The following is a 14,858-nucleotide window of genomic DNA, read 5'->3' as shown; positions in this document are numbered from 1 at the left end:
CCCGGTGGAGCGTTACCGGGAGCGGGAGCGTTCCCGGGAGCGGGAGCGTTCCCGACGCGCCCCCGCGTCCACCGGCGACCTCGACGTGCCCGTCACCTTCGGCGGCATCACCTGCCACCCCGCTGCGCCACGCCGACGGCGTCGGCCTCCTTCCGCGCAACGCCTGACCTCGCCGCGGCCACCGCCCGCCGGCCCCGGTCAGCCCGGATCGGGCGCCGTGTCAGCCGGATCGGGCGCCGTGGTGCGGCGGGGAAGGCGGACCCGGAAGGTGGTGGCGCCCGGCGCGCCGCCCAGCGTGACCGTGCCGCCGTGTGCCGCGATGACGGCGCGGGCGATCGCCAGACCCAGTCCGGTGCCGCCCGCGGCCCGAGCCCGCCCCGGGTCGGCGCGGGCGAACCGCTCGAACACCTCGTCCCGGAGCGCCTGGGGAACCCCGGGACCGTCGTCCGCCACGCTGAACTCGGCCCAGTCCTCGCCGGCCGGTGCCAGCCGGACCGTGACCCGCGTGCCGGGCGGGGTGTGGATACGGGCGTTGGCCAGCAGGTTGCCCACCACCTGCTGGAGGCGGTGCTCGTCGCCGACGACCGTGACCGGCTCCTCGGCCAGCTCCAGCGTCCAGCGGTGTCCCGGACCGGCGGCCCGTGCGTCGCCCGTCGCGTCCAGCACCAGCCGGGTCAGGTCGACCGGCGCGCGGGCCAGCGGCCGCCCCGCGTCGAGCCGGGCGAGCAGCAGCAGATCGTCCACGAGCGTGGACATCCGCTCCGACTCGGACTGGATCCGCTCCAGCGCGTGCCGCACCTCGGCCGGCACCGGACCCGGATGGCGCAGTGCCAGCTCCGCGTGGCCGCGGACGGAGGCCACCGGGGTGCGCAGCTCGTGGCTGGCGTCGGCGGCGAAGTGCCGCAGCCGCTCCTCGCTCGCCTGGCGACGGCCCAGCGCGTCCCCGACGTGGCCGAGCATGCGGTTGAGCGCGGTGCCCACCTGGCCCACCTCGGTGTGCGGATCGGTGTCCGGCACCGGTGGCGGCATGGCCACCTCACCGCTGGCCAGCGGCAGCTCGGCCACGCCCGCGGCGGTCGTGGTCACCCGCCGCAGCGGGCGCAGCGACAGACGGACCCACAGCGCCCCGGCCACCCCGGTCACCAGCAGCGCGCTGCCGAACACCACGGTCTCCACCAGCTCCAGCCGGTGCACGGTCTCCTCCACCGGGCGCAGCGGCAGCCCGGTGATCAGGACGTCGCCGTCGTCCCCCGCGACCGCCGCGACCCGGTAGCCGTGGAGCGCGGTGAGCCGGATGCTGTGGCCGGCGCCGTCCACCGGCACCGTGGCCAGGACCCGCCGGTCGGCGCCGGTCAGCGGTACGGCGGCGTCCGTCTGGTCGCGCACCACCGCCGCGTCGGTCGGCGTACCGTCCACCAGCCGGGCGCCGAAGGTGCCGTCCGACTGGCCACGGGTGTCGGGCCGGTTGTCGGCGTCCGGCCGCCGCTCACCGTGCTCCAGGCTGGCCGGGAACCGGCCGCCGGCCGCCGTCAGCTGCTGGTCCAGCCGGCGCACCAGAAACCCCTCCAGCGCGAACACCGTGGTCAGCCCCACCGCCAGACATGCCACCGCCAGCAGCACCACCAGACCGGCGGTCAGCCGGGCGCGCAGCGTCCGGGGCAGCCACCTCAGCAGCCGACCGGTGCGCGGCCGCCTCACGAGACCTCCGCCTTCAGCACGTAGCCCACCCCGCGCACCGTGTGGATCAGCGGCGCCCGTCCGGCGTCGATCTTCTTGCGCAGATAGCTGATGTACAGCTCGACCACATGCGCCTGGCCGCCGAAGTCATAGCTCCACACCCGGTCCAGGATCTGCGCCTTGGACAGCACCCGCCGGGGGTTGCGCATCAGGAACCGCAGCAGTTCGAACTCGGTGCGGGACAGCTCCACGGCCACGCCCCCGCGGGTCACCTCCCGCGCCTGCTCGTCCATCACCAGATCCCCGACCACCAGCCGGTCGTCGTCCGGCTCCCGCGCCATCCCGGCCCTGCGCAGCAGCCCGCGCAGCCGGGCCAGCACCTCCTCCAGGCTGAACGGCTTGGTCACGTAGTCGTCGCCGCCCGCCGTGATCCCCGCGATCCGATCCTCCACCGCGTCCCGGGCGGTCAGGAACAGCACGCACACATCCGGCAGCTCCGCCCGGATCGCGCGCAGCACCGTGAGCCCGTCGGTGTCCGGCAGCATCCAGTCGAGTACCACCGCGTCCGGGCGGAACGTCCGCACCGCCTCCAGCGCGGACGCGCCGTCGGCGGCGGTACGGACCTCCCAGCCCTCGTAGCGCAGCGCCCCCGACAGCACATCGGTCAGATCGGGCTCGTCGTCGACGACCAGGACGCGGACCCGGGCGCCGTCGGGCCGCAGCAGAAAACGGCTGGTGGTGTGCGTATCCATGATGCGTCCAGCATCCCTCGGGACGCGTCGTGCCAAGGCCCGGCCTTCCTCTGAGTTTCCTCTGAATTCCGAGCGCTTCGCCCCTGTTCATAGGGTTTTCAGAACTTCGCCGACCACTCTGACCAGGCAATTCACCGAGAGGAATCCCATGACCAGCACGACAACGCCGGTCCCGGCCGTGACCCGCCCGGCCCGGTCGGCACCGCGCCCGCCCAGCCCCGTCCCGGCCCTCGCGCACCTGGTGATCTGGGGCGGGGCCGCCGCCGTCCTGGCGCTGTGGTGGAGCGACACGTCCTCGGTCGTCGGCGCGGCGGACTGGCTGACCGGCGCGGGGCGGATCACCGGGCTGCTCGCCGGTTACGCGTGTGCGGTGCTGCTGATCCTCATGGCCCGCGTACCGCTCCTGGACCGCGCCGTCGGCACCGACCGGCTGGCCCGCTGGCACGCCATGGGCGGCCGGTACACGGTCTCGCTGGCCTGCGCCCACGTGCTGCTGATCATCTGGGGGTACGCGCTGGAATCGCACACCGGGGTGGTGGACCAGACCACCACCCTGGTGCTCCACTACCCGGACCTGCTCAAGGGCACGATCGGCTTCCTGCTCTTCCTCGTCACCGCGTGCGTGTCCGCGCGCGCCGTGCGCCGCCGCGTCTCCTACGAGACGTGGCACTTCCTGCACTTCGCGACCTACCTCGCGGTCTTCCTCGTCTTCGGGCACCAGCTCTCCGACGGGGCCGACTTCGTCGGCGACCGCCCCGCCCAGTTGGCCTGGTACACGCTCTACATCGGAGCGGCGGCGCTGCTGGCCTGGTACCGGTTCGCCGTCCCGGTACGCCGGGCGCTGCGCCACCGGCTGTACGTCACCGGGGTCCGGCCGGAGGCCCCGGGTGTGGTGTCGGTGTACCTGTCGGGCGACCGGCTGACGGAGCTGTGCGCCGAGCCCGGCCAGTTCTTCCGGTGGCGGTTCCTGACCCACGGCCTGTGGTGGGCCGCCAACCCCTACTCGCTGTCGGCCGTCCCGCACCCGGCGTATCTGCGGATCACCGTCAAGGCGTCCGGTGGCCACAGCGCGGCGCTCGCCCGCCTCGAACCCGGCACCCGGGTGCTCGCCGAGGGCCCGTACGGCGGCTTCACCGCACGCCGCCGCCGCGCCCGCAAGACCCTCCTGCTGGGCGGCGGCGTCGGGATCACCCCGCTGCGGACCCTCTTCGAGACGCTGCCCGGCGAGGTGACCCTGGTCTACCGGGCCCGGCGCCCCGAGGACCTGGCGCTCCGCGCCGAACTGGACGGCGTGGCCGCCGCGCGCGGGGCGGTCGTCCACTACGTCGTCGACGAGCCGGCCGTCCACTCCTCCCCGCTGACCGCCGAGGGACTGCGCGGCCTGGTGCCCGACCTCACCGAACGTGACGTCTACCTGTGCGGCCCGCCCGGCATGACGGAGGCCGCCCGGCGCGCCCTGCGCGACGCCGGGGTGCCGCGCCGCCGCGTCCACCACGAGTCGTTCGCGTTCTGAGTCCGATCCGCACCGCACCGCGCCGCACCCGAAGGAGACCTCCGTGCGCAAGACCGCCGTCACCACCGTCTCGACCGTGGCGGGCATCGTCCTGCTGCTGTCGCTCAAACCACACCAGAACCCCGCCACGGCCATGGCGGCGTCGCCGCCGGCCTCCAGGACTCCGGGAGCGTCGTCGTCCCCGTCGCCCGGCACCGGCCGGTCGGGAACGTCGTCCCCCGCACCCTCAGGCGGCACCTCCGGCGCCTCCGCCACCTACACCGGAGACGTGAGCAACACCGTGTACGGCCCGGTCCAGGTGGCCGTCACGGTCTCAGGCGGCAGGATCACCGCCGTCAAGGCGCTCCGGACACCGTCCGACCGCCCCCGCTCCCAGGAGATCAACTCCTACGCCGTACCGCAGCTGACCCAGGAGGCGCTGAGCGCCCAGAGCGCCCACATCGACGCGGTCTCCGGCGCCACCTACACCAGCGAGGGATACACCCGGTCCCTCCAGAGCGCACTGGACAGGGCCGGTGTCTGATGCCTCCGCGCCCGCCCGTGGGCTGCGCCACGTCGAGCACGTCATGGGCACGGTGTTCTCCTTCGACCTCCGTGACCCGGTCACCCCGTCCGTCCACCGGGCCCTGCGGGAGGCCGTGGGCTGGCTGCACCATGTGGACGAGGTCTTCTCGACCTACCGCCCCAACAGCGTGATCAGCCGCCTGGGCCGTGGCGAGCCGGTCCCGGAGCGGTACGGGCCGGAGGTGACCGAGGTGTTCGCGCTGTGCGCGGAAGCGGCGCGCGCCACCGGCGGCTGGTTCAGCCACACCCCCGGCGGCCGGCTCGACCCCTCCGGGATGGTCAAGGGCTGGGCGGTCGAGCGGGTCTCCCAGATGCTGGACGCGGCGGGCGCCCACAACACTTGCGTCAACGGCGGCGGCGACCTCCAGTCGCGTGGCGAAGCCGCCCCCGGCACGCCCTGGCGGATCGGCATCGCCCACCCCGCCCGCCCAGGGGAGCCGGCCGCCGTCGTCACCGGACACGACCTGGCCGTCGCCACCTCGGGCACGGCCGAGCGCGGTGCGCATGTGCTGGACCCGCACACCGGCCGGCCCGCCACCGGGCTGCTCTCGCTCACCCTCACCGGCCGTCACCTCACCCGGACCGACGCCTACGCCACCGCCGCGTTCGCCATGGGCGGCGGGGCCCGCGCCTGGGTCGAGGCGCTGGACGGCCACGAGGCGCTGGGGATCACCGCGGCGGGTGAGGTCTGGCGCACCCCGGGCTTCCCCGGGACGGTCCTGGCCGGGGCCGCGCCGTGACGGGCGGGGTCGGCGCGGGTCACCGAATCGAGCCGATGTGCCCGTCCCCAGGAACCGGCGTGGTGCGAGTGCGGCCGCGGGGGTACCCGGAGCGGACGAGTCGACCGCAGGAAGGGCGGTGGGGATGATGGCGCTCCCGCTGGTCGTGGGTGTTGACGGGTCCGAATCCAGCCTGGAGGCCGTGGACTGGGCGGTGGACGAGGCGGCGCGCCATGAGCTGCCGCTGCGCCTGATCCACGCCTCCCGGTGGGAGCGGTACGAGGGCCGGCTCCCCTCGTTCAGCACGGAACGCCCCTCGGGGGAGATCGTGGCCGAGCACATCGTCGCCTCCTGCGCGGAACGGGCGCGGTTGCGTGATCCGGATGTGAAGGTGTCCGCCGAAGTGCTGGCCGAAGACACCGTCACCGCGTTGCTGGAGCACAGCCGTGAGGCGTTCGGCGTGGTCACCGGGTCCCGTGGCAGGGGCGAGCTGGTGGACACGGTGCTGGGGTCGGTGAGCCTGGCCGTGGCGGCGCGTGCGGTCTCCCCGGTGATCGTGGTGCGTGGCGGAGAGCGCGGCCGTCAAGGGGCCTTCCGGCGTGTGCTCCTCGCGGTCGGCGACCTCGCGGAGGGGTCGGCAGCCGTCCGGTTCGCCTTCCGGGAGGCGCGGGCGCGGGACGCCGAACTCCACGCCGTACGCACCTGGCGGCGCCCCGCGCACGCGGGCGCGGGCCAGTCGTTGCTCGTGCACGGGGCGGCCACCTTGATCTACGAGGAGCAGGCCGCGACCATCCTCAGCGAGGTGCTGGACCCGGTCGAGCGCGAGGAGGGTGGCGTCTCGGTCCACCGTGATGTGATCGAGGGACCGGCGCACCGGGTTCTGCTGGAGATGTCGGAACAGGCCGATCTGCTGGTGGTCGGCGCCCTCCGCCGCCGGGACCACGGTGGTCTGCAGCTCGGCCGGGTCAGCCATGCCGTGCTCCACCACTCCGCGTGCCCGGTCGCCATCGTCCCGCAGCAGACGTGACCGCGCCCCGTCCCCGGCGCCTTCAGGCCCACCGCCGGGCGGCGCGCAGTCGCCGCAGGTAGGGGTCGTGCGCATGGCGTGGCAGGATGCGCAGCCGCGCGTCCAGCGCCATCACTCCGTCGGGGCGGGCCACCACCGGGTTGAGGTCGGTCTCGGCGAGCTGCGGGAGGTCGCAGGCCATCCGGGAGAGCCTCAGCAGCAACTGCTCCAGCGCCTTCAGGTCCACCGGCTCACCGCCCCGGTATCCGAACAGCAGGGGGGGCACAGCGCGGGGCGGTGAGGAGGCTGTGGGCATCGCGGTCGGTGAGCGGGGCGAGCCTGGCGGCGTGGTCGGCGAGGAGTTCGGTGGCGGTGCCGCCGAGGCCGAAGAGCACCAGCGGGCCGAACACCTCATCCTGGGCGACGCCGGCGAACAGCTCCACGCCCCGGCGGGCCATGGGCTGTAGGAGAACGCCGGTCATCCGGTCCGCGAAGCGCGTCCGCAGCTCCCGGTAGGCGTGGCGTACCTGGTCCGGCCACTCCAGGTCGAGCCGCAGCGCGCCCTGGTCGCTCTTGTGCACCAGTCCGGGCCAGTACGCCTTGAGGGCCACCCGGCCGTGCTCGTCCTCCACCAGGTGCCGCGCGGCGGCCACGGCGGTGTCCTCGTCCTCGGCCCAGGCCCAGGGCAGCTGGGGGATGTGGTAGCGGTCGAGCAGGGCCGCGCAGGCACACGGGTCGAGCCAGCCACCGTCCGCGTGGCGGGAGAGGAAAGTCTCCACGAGTTCGGCCGCACCCGTATGGTCGATCCCCGACAGCGCGGGAACGCTGCCCGGTGGTTCGGCGCGCCAGCGCGCGTAGCGGGCGGCATGGGCGAGGGCACGGGCCGCCGACCGCGGCTCGCAATAGGCGGGGACGGGGTGGTCGTCGGCGCTCGCCAGGAGCCGCACGGGGGCTTCCTGGTCGAGCAGGACCGCAGCCACCGGGCGGGGGCGACGCCCTGGCGCCTCGGTGAGGGCCAGGAGCGGATCGTCGCGGGTTCCGGTGGCCAGCGCGGTGGGAACGAGCACCACCAGTACGGCGTCCACGGCCGCCGTCGCCGCCAGCCGGTCCACGCAGGAGCGCATCCGGTCGGCGGTGACGGCGGCCGTGGTGTCCACAGGGTTGCCGGTGGCGGCACCGGGTGGCAGGACCGCCCGCAACGCACCGGCCAGGGAGGAGTCCAGGGCGGGCACCGCGAGCCCGGCGTCGACGCAGGCGTCGGCGGCGAGCACACCGGCGCCTCCGGCGTTGCTCACCACGGCGACGCGGGAGCCCGCGGGCAGCGGTTGGGCGTGCACCAGGGCCGTGGTGTCGACGAGTTCGGCGATGCTCCGGGTGGCGATGATGCCGGCCTGGGTGAACAGGGCACTTCGGGTCATGGTGGGGGTGGCCGCGGCGGCGGTGTGCGAGGCGGCGGCGCGTCGTCCGGCGTCCGATCGGCCCGCGTCCACGGTGAGGACGGGCATGGTGCGGGCGACGCGGCGCGCGGTGCGCGAGAAGGCCCGCGGATTGCCGAAGGACTCCAGGTGGAGCACGGCGAGCCGGGTGCGGGGGTCCGCCTCCCACCACTGGAGCATGTCGTTGCCGCTGACGTCGTACTTGTCGCCGAGCGAGACGAAGCCGGACACACCGACGCCGAGCCGGCCGTACCGTTCGAGCAGCGCGATGCCGACGCCACCGGATTGCACGGCGACACCCACGCACCCGGACAGCGGGGGATGCGCGGCGAACGTGGCGTTCAAGCGCGCCTCGTCGGCCGTGTCGGCGATCCCCAGACAGTTGGGACCCACCAGCCGCATACCGGAGCGCCGGCAGCAGGTGAACAGCGCCTCCGCCTGACCGGTGTCGAGCCCTGCCGTCAGGACCACCAGCCCCCGCACCCCCGCCGTGCCGCACTCTTCGGCGACCTCGGGAACCGTGGGCGCCGGTACCGCGAGCACGACGAGATCGGGTACGAGCGGCAGGGCCGCCACGGACGGGAACGCCGGTGTCCCCTCGATGACCTGAGTGTGCGGGTTGACCGCGTACAGCGCACCGGTGAAGCCCCCGGACCGCAGGTTGCCCAGCACGGCCCGCCCCACCGAGCCGGGCCGCCGGCCCGCGCCGACCACGGCCACCGAACGCGGCCGCAGCAGTGGCCGCAGGCTGGCCACGTCGGCGATGCGGCCCCGCCGGTCCACCGCCGCCAGATAGTGCTCGTCCTCCGCCAGGTGGACGGTGCAGCGGACGTCGGTGCCGTCGAAGTGGCGGGAGGTGCGCAGCCCCAGATCGGCGAAGACCTTCAGGACCTCGTGGTTCTCGGCGAGCGCCTCGGCGGTGAAGGCGGAGATGCCCGCCTCCCGGGCCGCGTGGACGAGGTGTTCGAGCAGCAGTGTGCCGATGCCCTGGCCATGGCGGCGCTCGGCGACGGCCAGGGCGATATCGGCGGACACCGGTTCGCCGGGGGACGTCGGCAACATGGTGTACTCGGCCACTCCGATCACCCGGCCACGGGCCACCGCGACGAGCGCACGGTAACCGGGGTGTCCCGGTGCGCAGATGCGCTCCGCCGCCTCCTGTCCGTAGTGCGGGCTGACGGCGAAGAAACGCAGCCGGGTGGCTTCGGGAGACAGCTCCTGGTGCATGCGCAGCACCTCGTCGCGGTCCTGTGGCCGGGCGGGGCGTATCTCGACGGTGGTGCCGTCGGCGAGCAGGGCGTGGACGGTATCGGGACGAGAGGTGCCCGTCATCCGTGTCCCCTTCCGCCGACCGTGGCCATCCGTCCCGCCACTGCCGCGTCCCGCTCATTCATGCGGGACGACGGCGACCGGACAGCCCGCGTGGTGCACCGCCGCCTGCACCACGGGGCCCAGGCGGGGACCCAGCGCGGGCGGGTGCTTCCGCCGTCCGAGCATCAGCAGATCGCTGTCGGACGCGGCCCGTACGACGGCCTGGGCGGGGCTCTCCAGCCGGACCTCGTCGATCACCCGCACCCGGGGGAACTTCTCCCGCCACGGCCGCAGCACCTCGTCCAGTTCCCGGCGCGCCTGCTCCGTGAAGACCTGAGCCACGTCGGATTCCGTCCCCCGGGCGGCGGTGTGTGCCCGGTCCGGCTTTCTTCCGTGGACGGCGTGCAGCGGCACATCGCGGGTGAACGCGGTGACATAGGCGAACTCGAGGAGGTTGTCCTGGGGACCGTGCAGGCTCAGGCCCACGACCACATGACGCCGGCGTCCGTCCGTTCTCCCCGCCGCGCGCATCAGCACCACGGGCCGCTCCGCCCGTGCGATGGTGTGCGATCCGATGTCGCCCAGGAAGAAGCTGGCCACCCGGTCCAGCCCCCGGGACCCGAGCACCAGCATGCGGGACCGCGCGGCCGCGTCGAGCAGGGCCGTCTCGGCCTCGTCCGCGACCAGGTCCTCGACGATGGTCAGCCGCGGATGCTCGCGGGCCAGCTCGGCGTGGGCGTCGTGCACGATCCGCCGCGCCCAGTAGTTCTGGTCGTCCGCCGTGGGGCTGTCCGGCGTGGGCGGGGACAGCAGGATCCAGGCGTGCGTCAGACGCAGCGCCAGCTCACGCCGCTCCGCCTCGTCGGCGGCCCAGTGGGCGGCGGCCAGGCTCTCGGCCGAGCCGTCGAGGCCCACGGTGACCACTTGTTCCGTGGTGTGTTCCGTGGCGTCTTCCATGCCGGTGCCTCCTGCCGGGTTCACGCGGCCACGGCGGAGCCGCCGGTGTCATCGGTGCCATAGGCGATGTGCTCGTCGACCGAGACCACCCCGTCCACCCCCCGGCACAGCCGCACGATGACCGGGACCAGGCTCCTGGCCTCGACCGACCCGTCCAGCGTGACCTCGCCCTGCCGCACCTGGACCGTCACGGCCGAGGGCGCCAGACGCAGGGTCCGCCGCAGCAGATCCCTTTCGATCTCGTCGCGGATCGCGTCGTCATGGCGCAGGAAGACCCGCAACAGGTCGCCCCGGCTGACGATGCCGAGCAGCTCGCCGGTCTCGTCCACCACGGGCAGCCGCCTGACGTTCCGGTCCGACATCACCCGAGCCGCCTCGACGACCGTCCACTCCGGACGCGCGCACACCGCGGGCGCCGACATCAGCTCCTCCGCCCTCGCCCCCTGCGCCTTCGCGCGCTCCCACGCCTCCAGGTGCGGAAGGGGCAACAGACCCGACGGGTCGGCCTGACCGGACGACTTGCGGAGCAGATCGGCCTCGGACAGCACACCGATCGGTCGTCCGGAGTCGTCCACGACCGGCACGGCGGTGACATCGTGCTCCGTGAGCAGTGCCACGAGTTCCTTGAACGGCATGTCGCGCGGCGCCCGGACCACGGGGCGCGTCATGAGCTCTCCGACCGTTCTGTGGTGCATCTCCCGACTCCTCTCACGGACGCGCGGCAGGTCGGCCCGTGTGCTCCCTCATCGAGCCTGCCAGCTCGTCCCCGGCCGCCGGATGAGCCTCATGGCTCCCAGTCACGGCCGCTCGGCCCACCACGGGGCCATCCGGCCCACCCGCCAGGTCTTCCCGCCACCAGGACACGACTCATCAGCGGTGACACAGTGGAAGTCAGGCAGAGAGGCGGGATGTGGATGCGTGAGCACCGATGAGCGAGCACCGGCCGGGCCACCCTTGTGTTCCCCGGCCCGACGCACACATGCACACGACCGCCGATTCGCGGGCGTTCGTTCGTTCCCACCGAGCTGAGGCCCGGTTTGTCACCGCCTCGTGGGGAGGCACGACATGACGCACAACCATCCCGAAGCATCCGATGCCGAGCCCGGACCGGAAGCCCGGTTGAGTCGGCTGGAAACACAGGTCGGAACCCTGGCCGAGGCGGTCCGGGCACTCGCCCACGGCCTGGAGAACATCCCGTCGAAGGACGTTCCGCCCGAGGAGGCGGCACGCGGCGCGCGGCTCGCCCACGAACTGCTGCTGTCGCAGGGTCTGTAACCGCTCCCCGTGCCGGAAGGGACGGAGCCGGCGGGGCGCTCGGCCGGGCCTCCGCCAGACCTACCCGGCGCCCGCCTCACCTCCGCCCCGTCGCACCTCGCGGACGGCGGAGCCCGTCCGGGGTGGCCGTTCCGGGACCAGCCGCGCCTGTACGCGCATGACGATGTGCCCGAGGCCGGAGAGGACACACGCGACGGCGAGGTCCCCGGGGGGCAGCGGCTCGGTGCCCAACAGGGCGCGCAGGGGCGGCAGATACACGCCGGCCGCCTGGAGGACCAGCGCCGCCCCGACGGCGAGCAGCAGGAAGGGGTTGGCGAGGCTGCCCGGCCGTGCCCGGGAACCCAGGGCGACACCGAGCTGGGTGGCGCCGAGCACCAGGAACATCATGGACTGCCAGGGGCGGCCGGTCTCCCGCGCCCAGACCCCGGCCGCCAGGGTGACGGTGGCGACGAAGGCGCCCATGGCCAGGATCCGGGGCCACAGGCCGGCGCCGAGCACGCTCTCCTCAGGAGGTCTGGGCGGGTGGCGCATCACATCCGGGGCGCCCGGCTCCGCTCCCAGGGCCACGCCCGGGAGGCCGTGGGTGAGCAGGTTGATCCACAGGATCTGGGCCGGGAGCAGGGGCAGGGGCATGCCCCAGAACGGGCCCAGGAGCATCACCAGGATCTCGGCGGTGCCGCCGGCGAGGGCGTACAGCAGGAACCGGCGGACGTTGGCGTAGACACGGCGGCCCTCCTCGACGGCGGAGACCACCGTGCCCAGGTTGTCGTCGGCGAGTACGAGGTCGGCCGCCTGACGGGCCACCTCGGTGCCGCGCTGTCCCATGGCCACGCCGATGTCGGCTCGGCGCAGGGCGGGCCCGTCGTTGACGCCGTCCCCGGTCATCGCCACGACGTGACCCGACTCGCGCCACGCCTGGACGATGTCCAGTTTCTGCTCCGGAGTGGTCCGGGCGTACACACACAGGTGGGTGAGGTCGCCCGCGGTGCCGGTGCGGATCCGTTCACCCGTGGTGACCTGGCCCTCCTGGGCGGTGATGCCCGAGCGCAGGGCCACCGCCCGCGCGGTGAGCGGGTGGTCGCCGGTGATGAGGACGGGGGTGATACCGGCGCGTTCGCAGGCCGCGATGGTCGTCCGGGAGGCGTCGCGGGGCGGGTCGAGGATGCCGATGAGTCCCAGGAGCGACAGGTTCGACTCCCGCGTCCCGGGGTCCCCCCGCCCTTCCTGCCCGTGCTCGGCACAGGCGACCGTCAGGACCCGGTACCCGCCCCGGGCCAGTTCCTCCGCCTCGGCGGCGGCCCGGCCGAGCAGCTCCGGCGGGTCGGCGAGGACCGGGGGCCGCAGCATCACCTCCGGCGCCCCCTTGGAGATGACCCACAGGCCGCCGCCGGGCCTTCGGTGCACGGTGGTCATGCGCTTGCGGGTGCTGTCGAAGGGGACCTCGTCCACGCGTGGCAGTTCCCGGTCCAGCGCGGCCCGGTCCAGGCCCAGCCTGGCCCCGGCGGCGAGCAGGGCGGCCTCGGTGGGGTCGCCCAGCGCGCGCCACCGTGTCCCGCCGTCCGGCGGAGGTTCGAGCGCGGCGTCGTTGCACAGCATCGAGGCACGCAGCAGCAGGGCCAGATCGGGGTCGCCGCGCGCGGTCACCGTGTGGCCGTCGCGGATGACGCGGCCCTCGGGCCCGTAGCCGGTACCGGTGACCGTGGCCTCCTCCCGGGGCGTCCACAGTTTCTCCACGGCCATGCGGCCTTCGGTGAGGGTTCCGGTCTTGTCGGTGGCGAGCACCGTGACCGACCCCAGGGTCTCCACGGCGGGGAGCCGGCGGACGATGGCGTGCCGGTCGGCCATTCGCCGCGCCCCCAGGGCGAGTGCCAGGGTCACCACGGCGGGCAGGGACTCCGGTACGGCGGCGACGGCGAGGCTGATGGCGGTCACGACCATCAGCTCCACCGGCTGTCCGCGCACCAGTCCTAGGGCCAGCACCACGGCGCACAGCACGACGGTGACGGCCGCCAGGACCCGGCCGAACCGGGCCAGCCGGCGCTGGAGCGGAGTCAGCCCGGGAGCGGCCGTCATCAGCGAGGCGATCCTGCCGAGCGCGCTGCTCGCCCCGGTGCCGGTGACCTGGAAGCGGCCGTGGCCGCGCACGACCACCGTGCCCGCCGAGACCGTGCCGAGCGACCGGTCCTCGGTGGTGGTCTTCTCCACCGGGACGGACTCGCCCGTCAGTGACGACTCGTCCACCAAGAGCCGTGCGGCATCGAGAACGACGCCGTCCGCGGGCACGATGTCGCCCTCGGCCACCAGGGCCAGGTCGCCCGGCACCACGTCGGCGGCCGGTACGGAACGCTCCGCGCCATCCCGTACGACGCGGGCGGTGGGGGCACTCAAGGCCGACAGGGCGGCGACAGCCCGTTCCGCCCTCACCTCCTGGACGACGCCGACCACGGTGTTCACCGTGATCACCAGCAGGATGACCGATGCGTCGGGCAGATCCCCGGTGGCGATGGTCAGCGCGGCGGCCACGAGAAGCACCACGATCAGAGGGTCACGCAGCTGTTGTGCCACGCGGCGCCACACGGGGGTGCGCCGCCCCTGGGCGACCACGTTGGCCCCGTACTCCCCCAGCCGGCGTGCCGCCTCCCGCTGCGACAGACCGGACGTCACCCGAGACCGTCCGCCGCCGGCCGCCCCCGCCGGGCGGCCGGGGCCCGGAAGGCGTCATAGCTCTCGGCGGGGCGGGGGGCCGTCATAACCCCATCGTGGAGCCGGTTCCGCCGGGCCGCATCCGGTGCCCGGCTCGGCGGGCCGGCACGGCCCTCGCCCGGCCCCGCGGGGTGCCCCGAGCCGTTGGCCCGGCACCGCGTGCCCGGTCGCGGCGTCGAAGCCGAACGCCGCCCGTGGCGGCCGGGCACGCGCGCTGGTCACTCCGCCTGGATACGGCGGCCGGTGATGCTCGTGGGCTCGATGCGCAGCCACAGGTCACGGCTGCCCCCGGGCCATGGGGTGCTGAACGCCTTGTCGGCCAGTTCCCGGACCGCCGCCGGCTCGGTGACCTGTCGGGCGCGTCCGACGACAAGGACGCTCCAGCCCTGGCTGAGCGCCTCGTCGATATGGTCCACCTCGAAGGCGACCTCGGTGCCGGCGGCCGCCGCCGGGGAGGCCTCAGGCGCGGTCCGGAAGACCACGGCGTCGTCGATGACGCTGTAGTTGACCGGGACGATGACCGGGCCCCGGGAGGTCGACACCGAGACCCTGCCCACGCCGTGCGCCGCGAGCCGGGCCCGGCACTCCACGGGGTCCAGCTCCAGCAGCTGGGGGTGGTGTCCTGCCTGGCCGAGGCCGGGCGGCAGATCGGTGCCGTAGCCGTGCAGTGCGGTCGTGGTGGTCTCCAAGGCCGCGGCGATCCTCAGGAGGGTGCCGGCGCCCGGGTCGGCGGGGGATTCCTCCAGATAGCGCACGTAACCCGGTGAGCTGCCCGCCCGGACGGCCACCTCCTCCCTCGAGAGACCGAGCTGCGCCCGCCGCAGCGCGATGCGCCGTCCGAGGTCGCCTCCGCCCCCGATCGGCTGCCGGGCTGCCGGGCTGGAGCCTGATGGTTCGGACACCGTGGCTCACATCCCTTCGGTCGTCAATGTGCTGTTCTCACGG

General features: G+C 74.1%; 11 protein-coding genes and 1 pseudogene. 5 read left to right on the top strand and 7 right to left on the bottom strand.

Annotated elements, in window-relative coordinates:
* Positions 1-198: 198 nt before the first annotated feature.
* A complete protein-coding gene (locus PS467_RS38275; RefSeq protein ID WP_311040091.1) occupies positions 199-1,674 on the bottom strand; it encodes a sensor histidine kinase in 1,476 nt (491 codons plus the stop codon).
* A gap of 20 nt (positions 1,675-1,694) precedes the next feature.
* On the bottom strand, positions 1,695-2,429 hold the full coding sequence (locus PS467_RS38270) for a response regulator transcription factor (protein WP_311039117.1): 735 nt from the start codon (positions 2,427-2,429) through the stop codon (positions 1,695-1,697).
* Between the two features lie 148 nt (positions 2,430-2,577).
* Between PS467_RS38270 and PS467_RS38265 the strand changes: the two genes are divergently transcribed.
* The 4 genes from PS467_RS38265 (at position 2,578) to PS467_RS38250 (ending at position 6,252) form a co-directional block, all read left to right on the top strand.
* Positions 2,578-3,942, top strand: a complete 1,365-nt coding sequence (locus tag PS467_RS38265; protein WP_311039116.1) for a ferredoxin reductase family protein — start codon at positions 2,578-2,580, stop codon at positions 3,940-3,942.
* Positions 3,943-3,985: 43 nt separating this feature from the next.
* Entirely contained in the window at positions 3,986-4,465 is a 480-nt protein-coding gene (locus PS467_RS38260) for an FMN-binding protein (RefSeq protein WP_311039115.1), read from the top strand.
* Positions 4,466-4,508: 43 nt separating this feature from the next.
* Positions 4,509-5,246, top strand: a complete 738-nt coding sequence (locus PS467_RS38255; protein ID WP_311040090.1) for an FAD:protein FMN transferase — start codon at positions 4,509-4,511, stop codon at positions 5,244-5,246.
* A 127-nt stretch (positions 5,247-5,373) separates the two neighbouring features.
* Positions 5,374-6,252, top strand: coding sequence for a universal stress protein (locus tag PS467_RS38250; RefSeq protein ID WP_311040089.1), 879 nt, complete (start codon positions 5,374-5,376; stop codon positions 6,250-6,252).
* 22 nt (positions 6,253-6,274) lie between these two features.
* Here PS467_RS38250 and PS467_RS38245 read toward each other — a convergent pair.
* The 3 genes and pseudogenes from PS467_RS38245 to PS467_RS38235 all read right to left on the bottom strand — a co-directional run bounded on the left by PS467_RS38245 (position 6,275) and on the right by PS467_RS38235 (position 10,630).
* Positions 6,275-8,999: pseudogene (locus tag PS467_RS38245) on the bottom strand (bifunctional acetate--CoA ligase family protein/GNAT family N-acetyltransferase).
* A 54-nt stretch (positions 9,000-9,053) separates the two neighbouring features.
* Positions 9,054-9,935 carry a universal stress protein gene (locus PS467_RS38240; protein WP_311039114.1) on the bottom strand — a complete coding sequence of 294 codons (882 nt, stop codon included), beginning with the start codon at positions 9,933-9,935 and terminating at the stop codon, positions 9,054-9,056.
* Between the two features lie 20 nt (positions 9,936-9,955).
* Entirely contained in the window at positions 9,956-10,630 is a 675-nt protein-coding gene (locus tag PS467_RS38235; protein ID WP_311039113.1) for a CBS domain-containing protein, read from the bottom strand.
* Between the two features lie 370 nt (positions 10,631-11,000).
* On the opposite strand from PS467_RS38235, the gene PS467_RS38230 reads away from it, so the two are divergent.
* A complete protein-coding gene (locus PS467_RS38230) occupies positions 11,001-11,210 on the top strand; it encodes a hypothetical protein (protein ID WP_311039112.1) in 210 nt (69 codons plus the stop codon).
* 60 nt (positions 11,211-11,270) lie between these two features.
* Here the strand turns inward: PS467_RS38230 and PS467_RS38225 are convergent, their stop codons facing one another.
* Both PS467_RS38225 and PS467_RS38220 read right to left on the bottom strand, forming a co-directional pair.
* Positions 11,271-13,874 carry a cation-translocating P-type ATPase gene (locus PS467_RS38225; protein WP_311039111.1) on the bottom strand — a complete coding sequence of 868 codons (2,604 nt, stop codon included), beginning with the start codon at positions 13,872-13,874 and terminating at the stop codon, positions 11,271-11,273.
* 257 nt (positions 13,875-14,131) lie between these two features.
* Entirely contained in the window at positions 14,132-14,815 is a 684-nt protein-coding gene (locus PS467_RS38220; protein WP_311039110.1) for a helix-turn-helix domain-containing protein, read from the bottom strand.
* Between the last annotated feature and the right edge of the window lie 43 nt (positions 14,816-14,858).

Source organism: Streptomyces luomodiensis (assembly GCF_031679605.1).
Lineage (GTDB): Bacteria > Actinomycetota > Actinomycetes > Streptomycetales > Streptomycetaceae > Streptomyces > Streptomyces luomodiensis.
The sequence above is the reverse complement of the archived record's forward strand: the minus strand, read 5'-3'. Positions and strand labels throughout refer to the sequence as shown.

Excerpts from the sequence above, each read along its gene's own strand:
- PS467_RS38255 (WP_311040090.1), top strand. The coding sequence starts at position 4,509 with ATGGGCACGGTGTTCTCCTTCGACCTCCGTGACCCGGTCACCCCGTCC.
- PS467_RS38265 (WP_311039116.1), top strand. The coding sequence starts at position 2,578 with ATGACCAGCACGACAACGCCGGTCCCGGCCGTGACCCGCCCGGCCCGG.
- PS467_RS38235 (WP_311039113.1), bottom strand. The coding sequence starts at position 10,630 with ATGCACCACAGAACGGTCGGAGAGCTCATGACGCGCCCCGTGGTCCGG.
- PS467_RS38240 (WP_311039114.1), bottom strand. The coding sequence starts at position 9,935 with ATGGAAGACGCCACGGAACACACCACGGAACAAGTGGTCACCGTGGGC.
- PS467_RS38230 (WP_311039112.1), top strand. The coding sequence starts at position 11,001 with ATGACGCACAACCATCCCGAAGCATCCGATGCCGAGCCCGGACCGGAA.
- PS467_RS38250 (WP_311040089.1), top strand. The coding sequence starts at position 5,374 with ATGGCGCTCCCGCTGGTCGTGGGTGTTGACGGGTCCGAATCCAGCCTG.
- PS467_RS38270 (WP_311039117.1), bottom strand. The coding sequence starts at position 2,429 with ATGGATACGCACACCACCAGCCGTTTTCTGCTGCGGCCCGACGGCGCC.